The organism is Pseudanabaena sp. SR411, from assembly GCF_002251945.1.
In the GTDB taxonomy this organism is placed as follows: Bacteria; Cyanobacteriota; Cyanobacteriia; order Pseudanabaenales; family Pseudanabaenaceae; genus Pseudanabaena.
Map to the genome: position 1 here is coordinate 53,278 of NZ_NDHW01000115.1, position 18,639 is coordinate 71,916.

Consider the following 18,639-nt stretch of genomic DNA (forward strand, 5'->3'; position numbering starts at 1 on the left):
CCTCTTCTTTAATCGCAAATTTCCCAAAAAAAATATGACTAAAAAAAATTATCGATTGCTATTTCTATCTACTCCTGTGGGAGCCTTGGGATCGGGGATCGGTGGGGGCGTGGAATTGACATTGCAAAATGCGGCGAAAGCTTTAATGGCTAAAGGGCATGAAGTGGAAATCGTCGCGCCTGAAGGTTCCGTTACCAATGTCACTAAACTGACTCAAATAGCAGGAACCATCCAAACTTCAGCCCAAACTCAAGTGGGCGCTGATATGGTTGTCCTTCCTCAAAACTCGGTTCTCGAAAATATGTGGAGCTATGCGAGGGAATCACAGGATCAGTTTGATTTGTTGTTTAACTTTGCCTATGATTGGCTACCTCTGTACCTCACACCATTTTTTCGCCGCCCGATCGCCCATTGGATCAGCATGTCGTCGCTCTCGCCTGTGATGGATACGATGGTATCGAAAACTTCCGCGCTTTGCCCTGATGCGATCGCTGTGAATACTCGCGCCTGCGCAGATACCTTTAGTCATGGCGATCGCTTGATGATTATGGGTAAAGGCATTGACTTGACCCAATATAATTTTGTGGCTAAGCCAGAGAAACCAAGTCTTGCATGGGTCGGGCGTATTTCTCCCGAAAAGGGTTTAGAAGATGCTGCTAAAGCCGCTCAAACTACAGGACTACCTTTACATGTATTTGGATTAATCCAAGATCAAGCCTATTGGCAACAGATTCAAACTTTTTTCTCGAAAGCGGAAATTCATTACGAAGGATTTCTATCTACTAGTGAGTTACAGCAAAAACTAGGACAATGTAGCGCCTTATTAATGACACCCCGTTGGGTTGAGGCTTTTGGGAATGCGGCGATCGAGGCTTTTGCCTGTGGTGTACCCGTGATTTCCTACAATTCTGGCGGACTTACGGAGATCGTTCGGCATGGTAAGACAGGATTTCTCGTAGAAATGGGAAATGTCTCAGGACTGATTGAGGCTGTTTCCCAATTAGATCAAATTGATCGCTTTACCTGTCGTCAACAAGTAGAAGCCGAATATTCTCTAGAAGTATGGGGCGATCGCCTAGAAAAATGGTTTGAAAAACTGATCTCAAGCTATGGCAAGACTCGAATTATCTAAAAAAGCCAAAAGAGGATGGCGGCGCTTCGCGCCGCCATCCTTTTGGTGATGATTGTTATAATTACTGATGTTACTTGGAACTCAGATAATGAACCTCTTGCTGCTAGCATAACAGGGCAACCACGGGGAGATTGCCCCTACCTGTAAATTTTAGATCTTGTAGGGGCTGCGCCCCCGTGCCAGCCCTAGACTTACGCCATCGCAAGAATTTCTTCCACGTAACATCAGTAATTATTTAGAAAAGTTGAATCTTTAATCAAAGACATATGCAAACTATTAAGCTCGGCTCCAATGGTCCAACTGTAACTGCGCTAGGTGTGGGAACATGGGCATGGGGTGACACCCTGTTTTGGGCTTACGGCAAGGACTTTGGGGCAAAAGATGTAGCGGAAGCATTTCAAGCTTCTGTTGATGCAGGCATCACATTTTTTGATACTGCTGAAGTCTATGGATTGGGTGAGTCAGAACGCTTAATTGGGAAGTTTTGCAAGCAAACTTCCCAACCAGTGCAGATTGCCACTAAATATTTCCCATTACCTTGGCGTTGGCAGAGATCGGCGATCGCAGATGCCCTAACTGCTAGTCTGGAGCGTTTGCAAACAGAGCAAATTAGTCTCTATCAAATTCACTGGCCTTTAGAATTTCTACTCAAGACGAAAGACTTTATGGAAGTTCTTGCAGAAGAAGTGAAAAAAGGACGGATTCAATCGGTGGGAGTCAGCAATTATTCTGCGGCTCAAATGGCGCTAGCCCATCAATATCTTGCCGAAAAGGGAATTCCGTTAGCTGTGAATCAAGTTCCTTACTCTTTATTAACTAGACAAATTGAACAGAATGGAACTCTTGAAAAGGCGAGACAATTGGGAGTGACGATTCTTGCCTATAGTCCCCTTGCTCAAGGTTTATTGACGGGGAAATACACGCCAGAGTCTGTAAAAACTCTTCAAGGTGCGCGGCGCATTGATCCTCGCTTTAGTCCTAAGGGCTTACAAAAGTTAGAGCCTCTATTCTCAACGCTAAAAGATCTATCTGAGAAATATGATAAGACAATGGCTCAGGTTTCTTTAAATTGGCTAGTTGCTCAAGGCAATATCATCCCCATCCCTGGGGCGAAAAATGCCAATCAAGCTAAACAAAATGCTGGTGCTTTGGGTTGGTCATTAACCCCTGAAGAGGTAGAACTACTTCGCCTCAAAGCTCCAAAAATATAGTTCTTAATTATTTAAAGGACTTATGCAGTAGCCCTGCACTCAAGTGCGGGCTAAAAGCTCAAACCCGTTGGAACGGGTTGCTGGAAATATTCTGTAGTCCACTTCAGTGGACTTGAGCTTTTAGCCAAGAACTTGAGTCCTTGGTTCTCAAGAAGTGCCGCACTGTGCGCGGCACTTCTTGAGGATTCATTATCGCTTGCGAATGGGAATTTGGACTTCGCGACGCTTTAACGGAGATGGCGTATAGGGAGAGTCGTAGAGAAATTCTCTTGGCTCGCCGATAATTTCATATTCTGGATGGTTAGCTAGCCATTGCTTTAACCTCTCAATATGTTCGGGATAACTACCATAGCCATAGGCTCCCTGTATTCCTAAGCTGATAACGAGCATCGGCGGATGGTCTTCTACTTGAATATCAGGAGATATTTGCTGTGGCTTGATCTCGCTATTGTTGTACAAAAAAGAAACTTTAGCTTTGCCCTGTTGCATGGGCTGATCGATGGTTGCGATCGGGTATCGAGCCTCGACAGGAGCAGTCATGGAAATATTGTTACTGCTGATATGGCGAAATAACGGGTTAAAGGAATAACTGGTAGCATCACTAAGGTTGCCTTCATAGGTGTAAGTACCTGAGCGATAGGCAGGATATTGCTTAACTTCAATGGTGTCGTGGGGAGTAGGTGTTGGAAAACCAACGGGTAGAGGAGCAGACATAGCTTTTTTTACGGCAAAGAATGCAATAGGAAGGGCGATCGCACCAACAAGGATGAGCAATGTAGAAAGTTTCATATTCCTATTGTAAGAGGTATTTCTGAGACAATGTTTAAACCAATAAATTATGGCGCTTTGCGCTGTGCTTAATAAGCATAGGGGCTTGGTCTCCAAGCCCCTATGCTTATTAAAATGTAGGGATTTGGTCTCCAAATCCTCTTTAAATTACGCAAAAACCAAAAGATAAAGCAAAGTGCGAAGCACTGCCACTTATCTTTTGGTTTTTGAGATAAAGCAAAGTGCTATAAATACTGATAAGTCTTGAATATGTAGATAACAATGATTGAGAGTTCAGTGAAAGTGAGCCAAGACAATAATAAGTGGCAGTTCTGGATCGATCGCGGTGGCACATTTACTGATATTGTCGCGCAAAATCCTGATGGTGAAATCCTGATTCATAAACTGCTATCTGAGAATCCCGATCGCTATAGCGATGCACCGATACAGGGGATTCGCGATATTCTTGGTATTCCTCAAACTGAACCTATTCCCATAGAGCAAATTGCTGCAATTAAAATGGGAACGACAGTGGCAACTAATGCCCTATTAGAACGCAAAGGCGATCGCACAGTTTTATTGATTACTAAAGGGTTTAGAGATGCATTACGCATTGGTTATCAGCATCGCCCCAATATTTTTGCTAGACATATCGTTTTGCCCGAAATGCTCTATGAGCAAGTGATCGAGATTGAGGAACGCTATAGCGCCCATGGAGAAGTTCTCATTTCTTTAAATGAGGATTTGGCGATCAGAGAATTACAAAAGGCTTATGATTTAGGAATTAGGGCTTGTGCGATCGCTTTAATGCATAGCTATCGCTATCCTCAGCATGAGCAAAAATTAGCCGAATTAGCTCAGCAAATCGGTTTCACGCAGATTTCCATATCCCATAAAATTAGCTCTCTGATCAAATTTGTGAGCCGTGGTGATACTACGGTTGTCGATGCCTATCTATCACCAATTCTTAAGCGCTATGTGGCTCGGGTGAGTTCCCAACTTAATCAGGCTCTTACCCCTAGCGCCTCTCTAGCAGGAGTTGGGGATAAGACTGCAAAATCTCAGACCCTCACCCCTAGCGCCTCTCCCGCAGGAGATGGGGTTCAGTCTGCAAAATTAATGTTTATGCAGTCCAATGGTGGACTGACGGAAGCCGCATCTTTTCAAGGCAAAAACAGTATTCTATCGGGTCCCGCAGGGGGCATCGTCGGTGCGGTACAGACCAGTTTGCAAGCAGGTTTCGCGAAAATTATTAGCTTCGATATGGGAGGAACTTCCACAGATGTAGCCCATTATGCAGGGAGTTATGAGCGATCGCTATCTACAGAAGTCGCTGGCATCAGGCTAAGTACGCCCATGATGTCCATTCATACGGTGGCGGCTGGTGGTGGCTCCTTACTATTTTTTGATGGAGCGAGATATCGCGTTGGTCCCGAATCCGCAGGGGCTTTTCCCGGTCCCGCCTGTTATCGCAATGGTGGTAATTTAGCTGTGACCGATTGCAATGTCATGCTCGGCAAATTACAGCCTGAGTTCTTTCCTAAAGTATTTGGTAAGAATGGGGATTTACCACTCGATCGCGCAGTTGTAATTGAGAAGTTTACGGAATTAGCGCAATCCATCAGCCAAGCAACAGGACAAGCTGTTACTCCTGAAGTCGTTGCCCAAGGCTTTTTGGAAATTGCGGTGGAAAAAATGGCAATGGCGATTAAAAAAATATCAGTACAGCGTGGTTATGATGTTACTGAATATGTCCTTTGTTGCTTTGGTGGTGCGGGTGGTCAGCACGCCTGCGCGATCGCTGATGTCTTAGGTATGACCCAAGTATTCATTCATCCCTATGCAGGGGTTTTATCCGCCTATGGTATTGGATTAGCAGATATTCGCACCATCCGCGATCGCACAGTGGAGTCAGAACTAAATTTAGAATTGCTTGCCGAACTAGAAACTATTGCCAAAAACCTAAGCGAAGATGGCAAGTCTGAGATTTTGCAAGGTAATGTGGATGGTGATTTACATATCGAAACTAGTTTGCGATTGCGTTACGCTGGTACAGATTCATCGCTAACAGTAGCAATTACAGAGCCTCTCAGATTCTATTCACAAGCTACAGTAGACTACTTGCGAACCAGTTTTGAAACATTGCATAAAGATCGCTATGGTTTCATTTTTGCGGATAAAGTGCTGATGGTGGAAGCGATCGCTGTAGAAGTCATTATTTCAAGGAAAAAGGAAAAAGGAAAAAGGAAAAAAGCTAATAGCCAACAGCTAACAGCTAATAGCCCAAAAGTACAAATCTACATGGCAGGCGCATGGCGAGAAACTCCCATCTTGCGGCGAGAGGATTTGCAGGTAGGAGATCGCATTCAGGGAGCGGCTTTAATTATCGATGCGACGGGAACTAATGCGATCGATCCTAATTGGGAAGCAGAGTTAAATGAGGATAATTGTTTGATCTTGAGAAGATCCCCCCCAGCCCCCCTTGTAAAAGGGGGAGAAGATTCTCTTCAAGTCCCCCTTTACAAGGGGGATTTAGGGGGTTCTCTATCTAAAGCCGAAGACAGATCCCCCCCAGCCCCCCTTATAAAGGGGGGAGAAGAGAATGCAGTCCCCCTTTACAAATGGGATTTAGGGGGATCTGTTCCTGATCCGATTAAATTGGAAATCTTTAATAATCTCTTTCAATCGATCGCTGAACAAATGGGATTTACGCTGCAAAATACTAGTGCTAGCGTCAATATTCGCGAGAGATTAGATTTCTCCTGTGCCATCTTTGACTGTGATGGTGAACTGGTTGCTAATGCACCGCATATTCCTGTACATCTTGGCTCAATGGGTGAAAGTGTAAAAGCTCTGATTAGCGATCGCCAAGACGATATCCATTTTGGGGATGTCTTCGCCACGAATAATCCCTATAACGGTGGTACGCATCTCCCTGATATCACGGTAATTACGCCTGTATTTATTGATTCTGAACAGCCGATTTTCTATGTTGCTTCACGCGGACACCATGCGGATATTGGTGGCATTACCCCCGGTTCAATGCCTTCACATAGTACGAGTATCGAAGAAGAAGGAATACTCTTTAACAATTTTCAGCTTGTTAAGCAGGGCAAATTTTGCGAAGCAGAAACACTTGCCTTATTAACTTCTAGTCAATATCCAGCGCGTAACCCCGCCCAAAACATTGCAGACTTGCAAGCCCAAATTGCAGCGAATGAATGTGGTGCAAAAGAACTTCAGCGTATGGTTGCTAGTTATGGCGCGTTAACTGTGCAGAACTATATGCGCCATGTGCGAGACAATGCCGAGTTAGCGATTCGGAAAGCGATCGCTAATTTGGTCACGGAAACAGGAAAAGGGGAAAAAGAAAAAGATGAACGGAAGTTTATTTATCCTATCGACAATGGAAGTCAGATAGTGGTATCGGTGAGTTTGGATGCGAACGCAAGAACAGCAAAGATTGACTTTACGGGAACTTCGGCGCAATTAGGGAATAACTTTAATGCACCTTTAGCTGTCTGTAAAGCCGTAGTTCTCTATGTATTTCGCACCCTCGTTGATGATGAGATTCCCCTTAATGCAGGTTGCCTTGTTCCGTTAGAAATTATTGTCCCTGAAGGCTCGATGCTCAATCCTGTCTATCCTGCGGCGGTGGTGGCGGGAAATGTGGAGACATCTCAGGCGATCGCCAATGCTTTGTATGGGGCATTGGGCGTGATGGCAGCCTCACAGGGAACGATGAATAACTTCACCTTTGGTAGCGATCGCTATCAGTACTATGAAACGATTTGTGGTGGATCGGGTGCAGGGATTGATTTTAATGGTACGGATGCCATTCAAACCCACATGACTAATTCTCGACTGACCGATCCTGAGATTCTGGAATGGCGATTTCCTGTACTTTTGGAAGAGTTTTCGATTCGAGAAAATAGTGGCGGCAATGGCAAGCATCAAGGCGGCAATGGTGTTACTCGACGCATCAAGTTCCTCGAACCAATGACTGCGGCGATTTTGTCGAGTAGTCGTGTTATTCCTCCATTCGGGTTAAATGGTGGTGAGTCAGGTGCAATTGGACGAAATTATGTGATTAGAAATGATGGTGAGATCGCTGATTTACCTAGCACAGCTACAGTGCAAATGGAAAGGGGTGATACTTTTGTGATTGAGACTCCTGCTGGGGGAGGTTATGGCTGATTTATTGAACTCCTAAAGAATTTAAAATATCTAAATATTGATCTATTTCCTGCAAAACTGGCTCAACTTGGGCATCCAATGGTGTAGATTTATCCTCGTTGACATCTAGGGGGACTTCTAGACTTGTTAATATCTCTTTAAGAGATTGAGTTACTTGTATCAAGCGTTTTTCTAAGTAGGAATCAACTTTTATTGGACAGTCCCTAAAGATTTTGGCGTATTTTTCTAAAGTATAGACAGCTTTTTGAATGCTACTAAAACCTAGCATTGCTGCACCTCCTTTGATCGCGAAAGTAGCCCTAAATATGTTGTCCAGACTTTTTCTGTCTTCTGTGCTTTCTGTGCAACTTGATAATTTAACAAAAGCCTCTTGAATTATGTCTATGTATTCTTTGGTATCAGCGACAAACCAATCTAAGATTTTCTGCTGTTGTTGTAAGTCCATAATGTTTTTACCCTATTAAGTTGGTTGGAAAAAGCCTCGTAAGTTTCTCTTTAGGATGGTGATTTCGCCAATCTTAACAGCTACTTACTTGGCGTTTACAGCACAAAACGCGGTAGTAATTTTCAACTGAATATATAATGAAAACGATTCTTGATTTTTAACTTGGAGCGATCGCCCATGACTGCCTCACCACAGCAGTATTTGCGCCTTGATCTCGAGATAGCAGTTCCCTATAGCGTTGTCCTTGATGGATTGGATGCTTGGTTTGAGTGGGATCTGATATCTGAGGTGGATTTTAAATGGCGCAATAGTCGCAGTTCGGCAAATCGTCTAACGGTTGTGGCGATTCAAAACGATTTGATTCTCCAAGGGCTAGATCTTTGGCTAGAGTTAGGATTAATCAAAGAGAAATCAGTAAAACTAATTTGCGAAACTCGTTTTGTTTGTGACATTAAGGCAAAGGCAACAGAAACAGCGATCGCCAGCAGAAGTTTACCAATTGCGGAACCAAAGCGCCCACCTGCCAATATTTCGGGCTCGCGATTGCCGCAATCGCCTATTGAGCAGATACCGATAAAACCAAAAGCACCTCAAGAACCTAGTAAAGTCGCGCAAACGGTGCGATCGCTGTTATCAGAATTCAGCACCATGTGGTTGCTATTTTTGGGCGTGTTTTTGGTAGTGGTTTCTTCGGGACTGCTAGCGGCTAGTCAATGGGATAATTTTTCGCCACAAATCCAATATTTGTTGTTGTTGGCTTATACGTTGGGATTTTTTGGCGTGAGTTTCTGGACGAGCAAGAATGAACGTTTGCGGATGACCACTCGCGCTTTGCAATTGGTGACATTACTCTTAGTTCCCGCTAATTTCTGGGCGATGGATGGCTTAGGATTACTCAAAAATCCTGCGGGAATGGGAATTAGTGCGATCGCAGGTTGTTTACTTTCAGCGATTGCCGTTTTTCTATTACAAACATCTTTTACATTTCGCGAAACTCAGGCTCTATCGGAGGAAGCATCCACTAACCAAAAGAAAAAACGCACTAAAAGACAACTTAGCCAAATCTCAGTTTTGGTGATTTTATTACTGGGTTGGCTACATCTGGGTTGGTTTTTATCCCCATACTATCCATTAATAGCCGTCTATTTGGGCATTAGTGGGATTGCAATTTCAACTTTTTTAAATCGTCGTCAAAGCTTAAATACTGCGGATAGTTCGACATTTCCCCTTGCCCTGATTACGGGTGCTTATAGTACAGTCTTGTTGATTAGTCGGGCGCTTTTATTTGGAAATGTTTCTGTTTTTAAATTAGGTTTAGCTTTTGGGGTTTGTGGCTGGGTTCTAGTGCAAATTACGAACAAAGCAGAAAAGTTGAGATCGCCTTCCGAATCCTCAAATTTAGCTCCCGCAAATTCGTCAAACCTTTCATTTCAGGCGAACTTAGGCAAAGTTTTGCTAGGTTTAGGTTGGTTGGTGTCAGTTTGGGATCAATATCCTTGGCAAACCTTGACGATTAGTTTATTAATTGCATGGATACTCAGCGATCGCCTGATCAAATTAGAGCAGACAACTGATTTAACCTATTTATTTTTGTGGGGATTGCAAATTCTTTGGTTAGGTCAAAGGCTAATTCCTAATGATTGGAAAGCAGTTTCCACTCAGCAATTATCAACATTTTTCCAAACTCAATCTGAAGTTAATTTGCTAGGAGTTTGTCTATTCCCCTATCTGATTATGACTTTGGTTGTCGCTGCAATTTATCGCGATCGCCAAAAGTTTGATCTAGCCAATACTGCGGAATTACTTGCTCTCGGATTTGGGTTTTTACTAACTATTCTGAGTTTTGGTTATCCATTACCGATATTTGTCAATCTATCACTTTCAGCAGTCACACTTTTAATCGTCCAAGCAAGGCGATCGCCTGTTAGTAAAGATCTGCATAGTCTAGTTTATTTCGCCCATATCGTTAGTCTCAGTGCAATTATCTCAGGGACTTTCTTCTTCACTCGTTCCACTGAGATATTTGCATGGGTTGGCTTTCTGCTCATTACAATGGTGATTGAATGGAGCGCAGTTTTAGTAATTGGGAAATTTAGCTCTCACCCTATCTCCCAAGGGGAGAAGGGAGAAAGAAATCAAGTCCAGATTCACTCTGCGAGTGAATCTCCAGAAAACACTTTGCTCCCCTCTCCCTCTGGGAGAGGGGGTGGGGGTGAGGGCATCTTACCTACTGAGTCTGGGAGCAATCTCCATCTACAAGCATGGCGCGATAGCGCATGGCACATTGGCGCTAGTTTAGCCGCCCTTAGCTATATCTTGCTCTGGAATGCTCCATTTTCAGGACAAGGTGATAACAGAGAACTACTGTTTTTAACCAGTTCTTGGGGTGTGGCTTGGTTAAGCGTACCTTTGTCTTTAACCTTTTTAGGTACTTGGCGCGAATTTGCCGATCGCGATTTGGCGATCAGATTAAGCATTGCAGGACTCGCGATCGCCCAGTTCTTAACATGGCAAGGTGACGGCTCACGGTTGATAGGTTTAGGTGTTGCCTTTGCCCTGATGCTAGTGAATACACGCCGCAGCAAATCGCTCCTCACCGCTTTTAATACCGTCGGTTATGGTCTATTATTTATCGCCTTTTTACTGTTGCAATTCAAATCTAATGATGGCTCAGCAGCCCAGTTTATCTTCTGGACTAATGGCATGGTTTTCAGTGCCATTTTGCTATATGTTCTCAATCATTGGCTCAAATATCGCCGCGATCGCCAAGTTCCTAATCTCAATTTATCCTTAAATCAATCCTATTCCCAAGCCTTTGATATTTGGTCTGCTTTAATCTCGGCGGCAGTTCTGATTTTACAAACGTATTTAGCTGTTCTTGTTTTTGGCTTCAATGGTAATGACCAACTATTTATCAATCTGTTACCCAGCACAGTCTTAGTCACGTTAGGGCTAATTTATCGGATCTGGCAATCCGCCGCGAAAGTTCCTTTTTGGGCAGAATGGGGAGTTGCATGGAGTGTGGAACTGTTAACTTCAGGGGCGATCGCAGTTACGAATGGCTCAGCACTTGAACTAGCGATCGCCAATATTGCCTTGGGCTTTATCACCCAACTAGGCGGTGATTGGTGGATGCAACGCTCAGGTAAAAATGAATATCCTCGCAGTTGGGATGTCATTCCCTTGATTTACGGTGTGATGGGTTCGCTACTGAGAATCGGCAACTTTAGCAGTCTTACAGGTTTATTTTCACTAAGTACATCCCTCATCGGTATTGGTATCGGGCGCAGAGCTTCCCAATCCAATCCTATGTTCAAAGCACTTACCTATTTGTCAATGGTAGTAGCGACTTTTTCCGCCTATGAGTTACTTTTCTATCAAATGGTATCTCGTTCTCAAGGTGGTAGCCTTGGCGATGGCTTGGTGATTCTCGCGACCTTAGGCTGTGCGATCGCCTATGCCTACAAGCTCTTTGTCAACTGGATCGCTCCCTATTTAAGACTTTCTATCCGAGAGATTGGTATTTCGGCTCATTTACATTGGACTGCTAGCGCTATCTTTTTGTTATGGGGAAGCTTCTTGAATCCATCGGTTACGAGTGGTTTACTTGGTGGAGGGATTGGAACTGCGCTAACGGTCTATGCGATCGCTGAGGGTAAGAGATCCCCCCTAGCCCCCCTTGTAAAGGGGGGAACAGATTCAGGTTCCTTTATAAGGCGGGGAATAGATCAAGTCCCCCTTTATAAGGGGGATTTAGGGGGATCAGATCTCTGGATTTATACAGGGTTAACTACCGCGATCGGCGCGATCGCTTATTTTATTTACTTTGCTTTCCCTAATCCTTGGTTGATTGCTAATGTCATCCAGCCCTATACAGCGGCGATCGCCTGTATCGGGGCAACAATGCTCTATCTGCCACCTTGGGAAGAATGGGGCTGGGCAGAACGTCCTTGGCATAACTCCGCTTTTCTATTGCCGTTGATCTTTATATTTATGACCCAACAGGCGATCGCCACACCTTGCCTGATCATCGTTGGTGTTTTCTACGCCATCTATGCCAAAGTTCAAGACCAAATCCGTGCTACTTACATCACGGTGGTTCTATGGAATTGGGCAGTTTTCCATTATGTCTCTTTAATTGAATCGCCCAGTTTCAATATCAATACGATGATCCATGTGGCGGCGATTGGCTTCTCTGGTCTATATTTTGCCCAAGTCGAACCCAACCTGCGATCGCCTAATACTAAAGCGCTTCGACATGCTTTTCGAGTTCTCTTAAGCGGTGGTATGGGACTAGTTGCGTTTCTTTATTCCTTTTCTAATACCACGATTGCGCTCTCAACTTGGGGCTTGAGTGCTGCCTTTATCATGGCAGGACTAGCTTTTCGCGTCAGAGCCTATCTCTTTATGGGAACGTTCACATTTATTTTGTTAGTGATCACCCAAGCTTTTCTTTTAGTTACTCAATATTCTTTCTTGATGTGGGCGCTTGGCATTATTGCAGGGATTGGATTTATTCTAGTTGCTGCTAATTTTGAAGTCAGACGCGATCGCATTCTGGCATTGTTTAGAAATGTAGCGATCGAGTTGGAAGCTTGGGAGTAAATGCAGTTAGTAGCAATCGCTTCTCTATCAATAGAAAAGCGATTGCTAATTTTACTCAAGACAATTATTTAGGTAAGTGTTTCGGGATCATGTAGTACACCTGCAATAATTTTCCATTTATCTTCAACTTTACGCATGGTATAGGTAAACCCAAAGTGTTCAATCTCTTGATCTTTCTTGTCAAAGCGCTTGGCAGCACCAATAACTAGCCCTTGATTATCACTGAGTTGAGTAATTTGAAGTGAGCCGATGAGTTTACTTTCTGCAAAGTTTTTGAGTTTTAAACTTTCCATCAGAACATTAAATACGCCAAGCACCTCATCTGTCTTGTGCATGACGATTACTTGTCCTGAAGTCATCAGTATTGAAGGCAGATGTAGAAAGGATTTAACTTCTGTTGGCTTCAGTGTATTAAATGCTAAGAGATATTCTCCAAAAGTCTTTTGGATATCTTCGCGTTGGTCTTGCATAATCTTTTTCTCTAATGTTTGTCAATTACTGTAAAAAAGAATGAACTAGTTGAACAGTTTTATCTGCATGGCTATAGAAAAAACCATGAGCGGCATCTGCAATAACTTCAAATTTTGCATTTGGAATTCCACGAACCATTACATTAGTATTCACGGGAGGGATTGCTACGTCTTTATCTCCTGTAAGTACGAGTGTGTTGGCTTTAATATTGGATAGTGTATCGCAGGTGTTGTGAGTTGTAAGGGCTTGAAGCTGACGTTGTAAAGCTTCATCCTTGCTGTGAAATGGAGATGTTTCTTTTAGAAGATCTTCTAGCTCTTGATGATTATTTTGAATAAAGGAGGGTGTAAATAGTAATGGTAAAAGATTCCCCGTTATCAATCCACTGATATCGCCAAATTGGCTACATTCACCACCTGCAAATGTACATCCGAGGATGAGCTTATCCAGTTTTTCAGGATATTTTAAAGCAAATTGCTGAGCGATCGCACCACCCATGCTGACACCAAATACATGAGCTTTGTTAATGTTCAAAGCTTCTAAAAGTCCTGCGGCATCATCTGCCATATTCACGATATCGTAGGAGCTAGTAGATTGGCTAGTTAGCCCTGCATCGCGGTTGTCAAACAGGATAAGTTGATAATGTTTGGCAAGTAGATTGGTGAATTTCTTACCCCAGTCAAGAAGACTAAAGCTCAGTCCCATAATCATCAGTAACGGCGAACCACTACCTTGGATTTGGTAGTTGATATCAATATCGCCAACAGTAACTTTAGACATATGTTTATTAGTTGCTCATTTTTTATACGTAGACATTTTTAGAGTGTATTTTAGCTTTGTGGCTGATTCAATTTACGCTTCTCTTGTAGTAATTTCCTCAAAACTTCAATTTCATTGTCTATTTGTTTGTCCTTCTCGTCAGCACTTTTAAAAGTTCGTGGAGAGAACTGTATTACATTAGGTCTAGAAGTTGTCTGGTTGACCAAGAGTATCTGAGAATCTGAGTCAATATTAATTTGAAAATCAAATTTTGATATTACTCTCTGAATTAGAGATTCGGATTCTGACTTATGCAGTTGGATATCCTCAACCAAGGGGATAATAGATAAAATTATCTCTGGTAAATTCATTTTCTGATTGCAGTGAAAATTCTGGACGTATGCGTTGAGGCTAATTAGAATCTGCCCCTCTAATGATCTCCTCCATTGATGTACTTCTTTTACGAGTTTCTCTGTTTCTGAGTCCACAAAGCAATTGACAGCAGATTCTACTTCAAATAGATTAACTACCTGTTGGATTAAAGCTTCAGAACGATTGAAGGTTATCGTAAGGCTTCTTTGTTTTTGCTGAAATGTCAAAATCGAGCTGGTGATCGCAAGAAGGTCTTCACGAGTGTTAGGTGTCTCAAAATGCTTGACATAGGCATTAAGACTTTTTAACAGCGATCGCTTAATAGCACTATTAGTCATGTGAAACTCCTTAACAAATTTGTTCGATAATTTATTTCTGAGTTGATCTAATAACTTCGCCAATCTTCTTAGCAACTTTACGCTCTGTCCAGTAACTTCCGTGGGCTGTACCTCCATTAATGACAGGTAGAATAGATTGCCCTGCCAAATTACCAAGCCAGCTGGTAGGACTCATGATGTCTTCAATATCCACCAGATTTTCATCTAGATTTGATAAGAGGGTTGGGATAATACTTTCCAATGGATATGCAATAGGATCGCCAGGATGAGCATAATTTTTCCAAGGAAGAGGCTTATTTGTTGTACTGTGAAGTGCTTCCAAAAACTCCTTAAGTTTTGGTGTAAAGTCAAATGAACTCTGGCGACCAATATTTATTAAATTGAACAGAGCGATTGGAGAACCCATGGTATGAATACTAGCCAACGGAATCCCATAACTTTTTTCCTCGCCAGCGCCAACACCAAAAAATCCACGGCGTATATTCTCAACTAATTGGCGAGACTGGTCATCAACAGTATTGTTATCCCAACGAGAGGCAAATAGTATGTCAAATAGAACAACGGTTCCCCAGCTATGGGTAACAAGATGAAGCCGATCCCCTTTATCAGGTAAGTCTGTGAGTTGTTCAAGCGATAGTCCAATTTGGCAAATAGCTTGATCGGCGATTTGTCGGACAATTTCGGAACTAACAAATCGACTGAGGTATAAAGCTGCATCGCCTACAAATGGCAGAAACTGATCAGTTCTTAGTTTTTTAAACCAGAATTTATCCCATTGGGCAGATGATTCTAATTCATGTCGTAGAGAGCGGGTTGAACTATCCGCTACATTGCCCCAGAATAAAGTTACGGGTTTTAAGGTTCGCGATGGATTGTTAATCTTATCCTTGATTTTTTGAAACATCTGGTTGACTTGTTTCTCATAATCTTCTTTGTTGCGAACATTAACACCATGAATAAATACAATGTAATCTGTAGACATTTTGATTCTCCTTTGATTATTTAGAATTTTGAAAGAAAAGAATAGCTTGTGTTTGAATTCTAATCCAATTGGTGAGCATCACCTTTTAAGCTTCTATTTATGCCTAGAAATTTCTCTGCCGCCTCCTACACAATAGCTTAACTACTCATTGATCGGAAACAACACAAATGACAAAAGTCGATCTGTTTCCATTCTTGCGTTATCTTTCCCATCAAATGACATGACTAAATAAATATTTGACTCAGTGTTCAAATCTGTAACTATATAGAAGTTAGAATTGTTGGCAATTGGCTGTGGTTTTTCATTTGGTTCTCCTAAAATATTCTCAACCTCCCATCGGAACATACCAATTCTCAAACACTGAAAAATAGAGCCAAGAGCAAAAATGCTATGAGTCTTTTTAAAACCTTCAACTGCTTGAGAAATACTATTGAAACGCACAGTTGACATACTCACTCCATATTTAGAATTCAGTAAAAGAAGCAAATTATCTGGGTACATTCTCACTATTAGATTGTCCTAAATAAATGTTTAGGACAATCTAACTTAAAAACACTAGGGTGTTAAATGTATTGCGGGAACAGATGCATCGAATTTCAGAGAAATTCCGAGTTCACTGCAAAAGTCGGCAATTAACACATGAGTTAAGTTACTAATTAAGATACCTCCCATAAATGGTTGTATAGGAGTTCGGGCATCGCCAACAGGAATTCCATCTGAGTCAATAGGACGATTTAAAAAGATATCAACTGTGGGAAATCCTGAAATCAGAGGTGTATCGGCTAAAAACTTAGGTCTGAATTTATCAGACAGCAAATTAACAAAGGGATTTTCTCCTCCTTGAAATTCTCCAAACTTAATATCAAATGGAGAGAACAAATCTCTGAGTTTGACATAGCAGCGATCATCAGATAGTAATGAACCAGTGGCAATTTGGACACCATTTAAAAATATTGCACAGTCACGTCCGATTTCTGTGGGAGGTTTACTACTGGGAGTTGCCTTCATAAAATCTCGAATCATCTGGCGTAATGTATTACCACCAGAACCATCAAGATCAGTACTTTTGACTTTAAAAAAGTCCCAACGGTCAACTGTTCCACCTGACCAACCATCTAGCCATCTGCTTGGCCCATAATTAGCATGTGGCAGCCCTAATCGAATTGCTTCATCATCAGTCACACCAATGCCTCTGTCAACTACACTCTTAGGAAAATCTCGATTTGCTCCCGCTTCTGCATGGGTGAGAATACGATTGACACTGTTACCTGTAGTACTCAAGTCTCTGATATCATCTGGTTCCCAGCCTAATCTATTAGCTAGATCTGCTGCCTCACGACACATATTTTCTACCTGAATTTTTGTTGGAGGGAAATCATTCCAAGGATCTCCTCCCATACAAGCGCAAGCGATACCCACAGCATTAGAATTTCGTCTAAAAGTATGGGCACTCTGTTGATCGTAGCTTGTCAGTTTGACTATTCGGCCATCTCCTTGAACAACCGTATGGTAAGAACCCGCCTTGGTAAAGTTGTAGGATGTTGCAGACCAGTGTAAGTAGATCTTATCAATAGCCATGCCTTTATATACTCCTTGTAGATAAGTTATTTGATGAATTTGTTTTTGAATACCGTATAGAAAAAAATCTTAAAGTAGTCTATTCGTGCTTTAAGATCTTGGGGAAATCAGACACTACTTTGACCACATTGATAGAGTCAGAGGTTTCTTGGTTGATTTTCCAAGATTGGCTATATTGCCAATTTCGTCGTTTTACTGCGAAATACCAACGTGGAATCTCTGGAATTTCTGCCCAAGTCTTGCCACCATCGGTAGTTTGCAAAAAGTAAATACCGTCCTCTGGATCTGAAAAGCCTCTTGCAATAGCAATGCCTTCGTTGAGATCTCGAACAAGAATTTATTGATGGCATCAGATTCTTGCCAAGTGGTTCCAAAATCCGAAGTCCAATACAAAGTTGGATATGTTCCAGCGATTTGCCACTGAGTAATCATCCAAAAATGATTTTCATCAACAAAGAATAGCTCATCAGGATTTACAGAACCACGATCTGCGTTTAATGTTTCTCGCCAAGTTTTTCCTCCATCAGTAGTTTTGACAACAATAGTGCGGATTCTCTCAGCCGAACTATTCAGATATTTAGCTTCGCGTATCGTGACAAGGAGCAAGGCTGTGAGATCGTCTAATCCGATTACTTGAGTGTCTACTGCCGCAACACTGGATGAATGAGAATTTTCTACAGAGTCCCTGAGCGTTGTTCTAAGGTCTTGTTGAACAGACATTGTTTTTTCTCTTTGAAAAATGAAATCAAGATACAGTCCAAATAAGTAGTTTTTACATTTGGACTGCTTAATTAGGGAGGTGTTTTGTATTGATTGCCTTAAATGACAATATTAGAGAAATTAAGTCAGAGTAAATTAATGCGAAGTGTCAACGTTCTCTGACTAATAAATATCTAATCAAGGAACAAGTTCTTTACCTTTTAAGAAAGCGGTTTGAAAGTTACTGAGTCCGTGAGTACCGCCATTAACACATTTTCTGGCTGCTACAAAATCGTTATCTCTGAGAGCGGATCTCCAACAATTTTCATTAACCTTGAGAAATTGAGCCAATAGTTTAGCGGCAACGTCAGGATCATTAGCAAGATCAGGAACTTGTACAAGTCGATCATCGTTATAAATGATTTTGCTAAACTTAGTGTAGTTGAACTTTCCAGTTAACTGAACAAATCCTCTACCCTTAAACCTTGCCCCATCACCAAAAGCCCCATTACCTAAATCACCTCGAAAATCATATAGAGCGAATGGATTCTCACCATCTACAGTATTAAATCGAGAGATAAACTCACTAATTGGCTCAAATCCTGCGGTTTCTGCTCTGATGGTTGCTAGAGCCATGAGTATTGCTTCGCGATCGCCCAAGCCAACTGTTTCAAGATAGTGAAGTACTTTTGGCAAATACTTCCTAATATTGCCGCGAGGTGCATCAAAGAAAATCTGCTTGACGATATCTTCAGTAAATTTAGAAGCAGCTACCCCAAGAGTAGGAGTTGGGGGAACGAACTGTGTAGTTGCTGGCACTCCAGTTTGCCATTCAATCGCCATAACGCCAGGAATAGGGGGATTACCACGAGTCATCCATTTTTTAACTTCAGTCAAGTCAAGCTGAAACTCATTAGGAGATCCACTTGAGTTGGGATCAACTGCAACTTTATCAAGAAATTGATTTGTTCCACCTTCCATCAAAAATAGTTCGGTTTCTGTTAATTTAAGCCAAGTCATTGATTTTTCTCCAGATATACATTAGGCAAACAAATCGACAAAGTTTAGAGCCTAGACAAGAC

The 18,639-nt window shown here is 42.1% G+C and carries 14 protein-coding genes; 4 read left to right on the top strand and 10 right to left on the bottom strand.

Going from position 1 to position 18,639, the window contains the following annotated elements:
* Nucleotides 1-34: 34 nt before the first annotated feature.
* Both B9G53_RS12050 and B9G53_RS12055 read left to right on the top strand, forming a co-directional pair.
* Entirely contained in the window at nucleotides 35-1,132 is a 1,098-nt protein-coding gene (locus tag B9G53_RS12050; RefSeq protein ID WP_094532540.1) for a glycosyltransferase family 4 protein, read from the top strand.
* A gap of 266 nt (nucleotides 1,133-1,398) precedes the next feature.
* The gene (locus B9G53_RS12055) at nucleotides 1,399-2,343 is read left to right on the top strand and encodes an aldo/keto reductase (protein WP_094532543.1); all 945 of its coding nucleotides are present in this window, start codon (nucleotides 1,399-1,401) and stop codon (nucleotides 2,341-2,343) included.
* A gap of 189 nt (nucleotides 2,344-2,532) precedes the next feature.
* Here B9G53_RS12055 and B9G53_RS12060 read toward each other — a convergent pair whose 3' ends face one another.
* A complete protein-coding gene (locus B9G53_RS12060; RefSeq protein WP_094532546.1) occupies nucleotides 2,533-3,132 on the bottom strand; it encodes a heme-binding protein in 600 nt (199 codons plus the stop codon).
* Between the two features lie 261 nt (nucleotides 3,133-3,393).
* On the opposite strand from B9G53_RS12060, the gene B9G53_RS12065 reads away from it, so the two are divergent.
* Nucleotides 3,394-7,308 (top strand): hydantoinase B/oxoprolinase family protein, encoded by a 3,915-nt coding sequence (locus tag B9G53_RS12065; protein WP_094532549.1) that lies wholly within the window; start codon nucleotides 3,394-3,396, stop codon nucleotides 7,306-7,308.
* Between the two features lies 1 nt (nucleotide 7,309).
* Here B9G53_RS12065 and B9G53_RS12070 read toward each other — a convergent pair whose 3' ends face one another.
* Nucleotides 7,310-7,753 (bottom strand): Hpt domain-containing protein, encoded by a 444-nt coding sequence (locus tag B9G53_RS12070; RefSeq protein WP_094532552.1) that lies wholly within the window; start codon nucleotides 7,751-7,753, stop codon nucleotides 7,310-7,312.
* 150 nt (nucleotides 7,754-7,903) lie between these two features.
* Here B9G53_RS12070 and B9G53_RS12075 point away from each other — a divergent pair, with 150 nt between their 5' ends.
* A complete protein-coding gene (locus tag B9G53_RS12075) occupies nucleotides 7,904-12,358 on the top strand; it encodes a hypothetical protein (RefSeq protein WP_141211768.1) in 4,455 nt (1,484 codons plus the stop codon).
* Between the two features lie 68 nt (nucleotides 12,359-12,426).
* Here B9G53_RS12075 and B9G53_RS12080 read toward each other — a convergent pair whose 3' ends face one another.
* The 8 genes from B9G53_RS12080 to B9G53_RS12115 form a co-directional block, all read right to left on the bottom strand.
* Complete coding sequence (locus tag B9G53_RS12080) at nucleotides 12,427-12,828, bottom strand: hypothetical protein (protein ID WP_094532558.1); 402 nt, start codon at nucleotides 12,826-12,828, stop codon at nucleotides 12,427-12,429.
* A gap of 25 nt (nucleotides 12,829-12,853) precedes the next feature.
* The gene (locus B9G53_RS12085) at nucleotides 12,854-13,609 is read right to left on the bottom strand and encodes an alpha/beta fold hydrolase (RefSeq protein WP_094532561.1); all 756 of its coding nucleotides are present in this window, start codon (nucleotides 13,607-13,609) and stop codon (nucleotides 12,854-12,856) included.
* A gap of 50 nt (nucleotides 13,610-13,659) precedes the next feature.
* On the bottom strand, nucleotides 13,660-14,298 hold the full coding sequence (locus tag B9G53_RS12090) for a hypothetical protein (protein WP_094532564.1): 639 nt from the start codon (nucleotides 14,296-14,298) through the stop codon (nucleotides 13,660-13,662).
* A gap of 31 nt (nucleotides 14,299-14,329) precedes the next feature.
* On the bottom strand, nucleotides 14,330-15,280 hold the full coding sequence (locus tag B9G53_RS12095; protein WP_094532567.1) for a hypothetical protein: 951 nt from the start codon (nucleotides 15,278-15,280) through the stop codon (nucleotides 14,330-14,332).
* 141 nt (nucleotides 15,281-15,421) lie between these two features.
* Nucleotides 15,422-15,730 carry a hypothetical protein gene (locus B9G53_RS12100; RefSeq protein ID WP_094532570.1) on the bottom strand — a complete coding sequence of 103 codons (309 nt, stop codon included), beginning with the start codon at nucleotides 15,728-15,730 and terminating at the stop codon, nucleotides 15,422-15,424.
* 105 nt (nucleotides 15,731-15,835) lie between these two features.
* Nucleotides 15,836-16,858: an N-acetylmuramoyl-L-alanine amidase gene (locus B9G53_RS12105; RefSeq protein WP_094532573.1), complete on the bottom strand. Its 1,023-nt coding sequence runs from the start codon at nucleotides 16,856-16,858 to the stop codon at nucleotides 15,836-15,838.
* Between the two features lie 192 nt (nucleotides 16,859-17,050).
* The gene (locus B9G53_RS12110; RefSeq protein ID WP_094532576.1) at nucleotides 17,051-17,578 is read right to left on the bottom strand and encodes a hypothetical protein; all 528 of its coding nucleotides are present in this window, start codon (nucleotides 17,576-17,578) and stop codon (nucleotides 17,051-17,053) included.
* A 177-nt stretch (nucleotides 17,579-17,755) separates the two neighbouring features.
* Nucleotides 17,756-18,577 carry a hypothetical protein gene (locus B9G53_RS12115; RefSeq protein WP_094532579.1) on the bottom strand — a complete coding sequence of 274 codons (822 nt, stop codon included), beginning with the start codon at nucleotides 18,575-18,577 and terminating at the stop codon, nucleotides 17,756-17,758.
* Between the last annotated feature and the right edge of the window lie 62 nt (nucleotides 18,578-18,639).

Bases quoted from the DNA above. Each gene is read 5' to 3' on its own strand.
- B9G53_RS12060 (WP_094532546.1), bottom strand. From the start codon at position 3,132: ATGAAACTTTCTACATTGCTCATCCTTGTTGGTGCGATCGCCCTTCCT.
- B9G53_RS12050 (WP_094532540.1), top strand. From the start codon at position 35: ATGACTAAAAAAAATTATCGATTGCTATTTCTATCTACTCCTGTGGGA.
- B9G53_RS12115 (WP_094532579.1), bottom strand. From the start codon at position 18,577: ATGACTTGGCTTAAATTAACAGAAACCGAACTATTTTTGATGGAAGGT.
- B9G53_RS12080 (WP_094532558.1), bottom strand. From the start codon at position 12,828: ATGCAAGACCAACGCGAAGATATCCAAAAGACTTTTGGAGAATATCTC.
- B9G53_RS12070 (WP_094532552.1), bottom strand. From the start codon at position 7,753: ATGGACTTACAACAACAGCAGAAAATCTTAGATTGGTTTGTCGCTGAT.
- B9G53_RS12065 (WP_094532549.1), top strand. From the start codon at position 3,394: ATGATTGAGAGTTCAGTGAAAGTGAGCCAAGACAATAATAAGTGGCAG.
- B9G53_RS12095 (WP_094532567.1), bottom strand. From the start codon at position 15,280: ATGTCTACAGATTACATTGTATTTATTCATGGTGTTAATGTTCGCAAC.
- B9G53_RS12100 (WP_094532570.1), bottom strand. From the start codon at position 15,730: ATGTCAACTGTGCGTTTCAATAGTATTTCTCAAGCAGTTGAAGGTTTT.
- B9G53_RS12110 (WP_094532576.1), bottom strand. From the start codon at position 17,578: ATGTCTGTTCAACAAGACCTTAGAACAACGCTCAGGGACTCTGTAGAA.
- B9G53_RS12055 (WP_094532543.1), top strand. From the start codon at position 1,399: ATGCAAACTATTAAGCTCGGCTCCAATGGTCCAACTGTAACTGCGCTA.
- B9G53_RS12090 (WP_094532564.1), bottom strand. From the start codon at position 14,298: ATGACTAATAGTGCTATTAAGCGATCGCTGTTAAAAAGTCTTAATGCC.
- B9G53_RS12105 (WP_094532573.1), bottom strand. From the start codon at position 16,858: ATGGCTATTGATAAGATCTACTTACACTGGTCTGCAACATCCTACAAC.
- B9G53_RS12085 (WP_094532561.1), bottom strand. From the start codon at position 13,609: ATGTCTAAAGTTACTGTTGGCGATATTGATATCAACTACCAAATCCAA.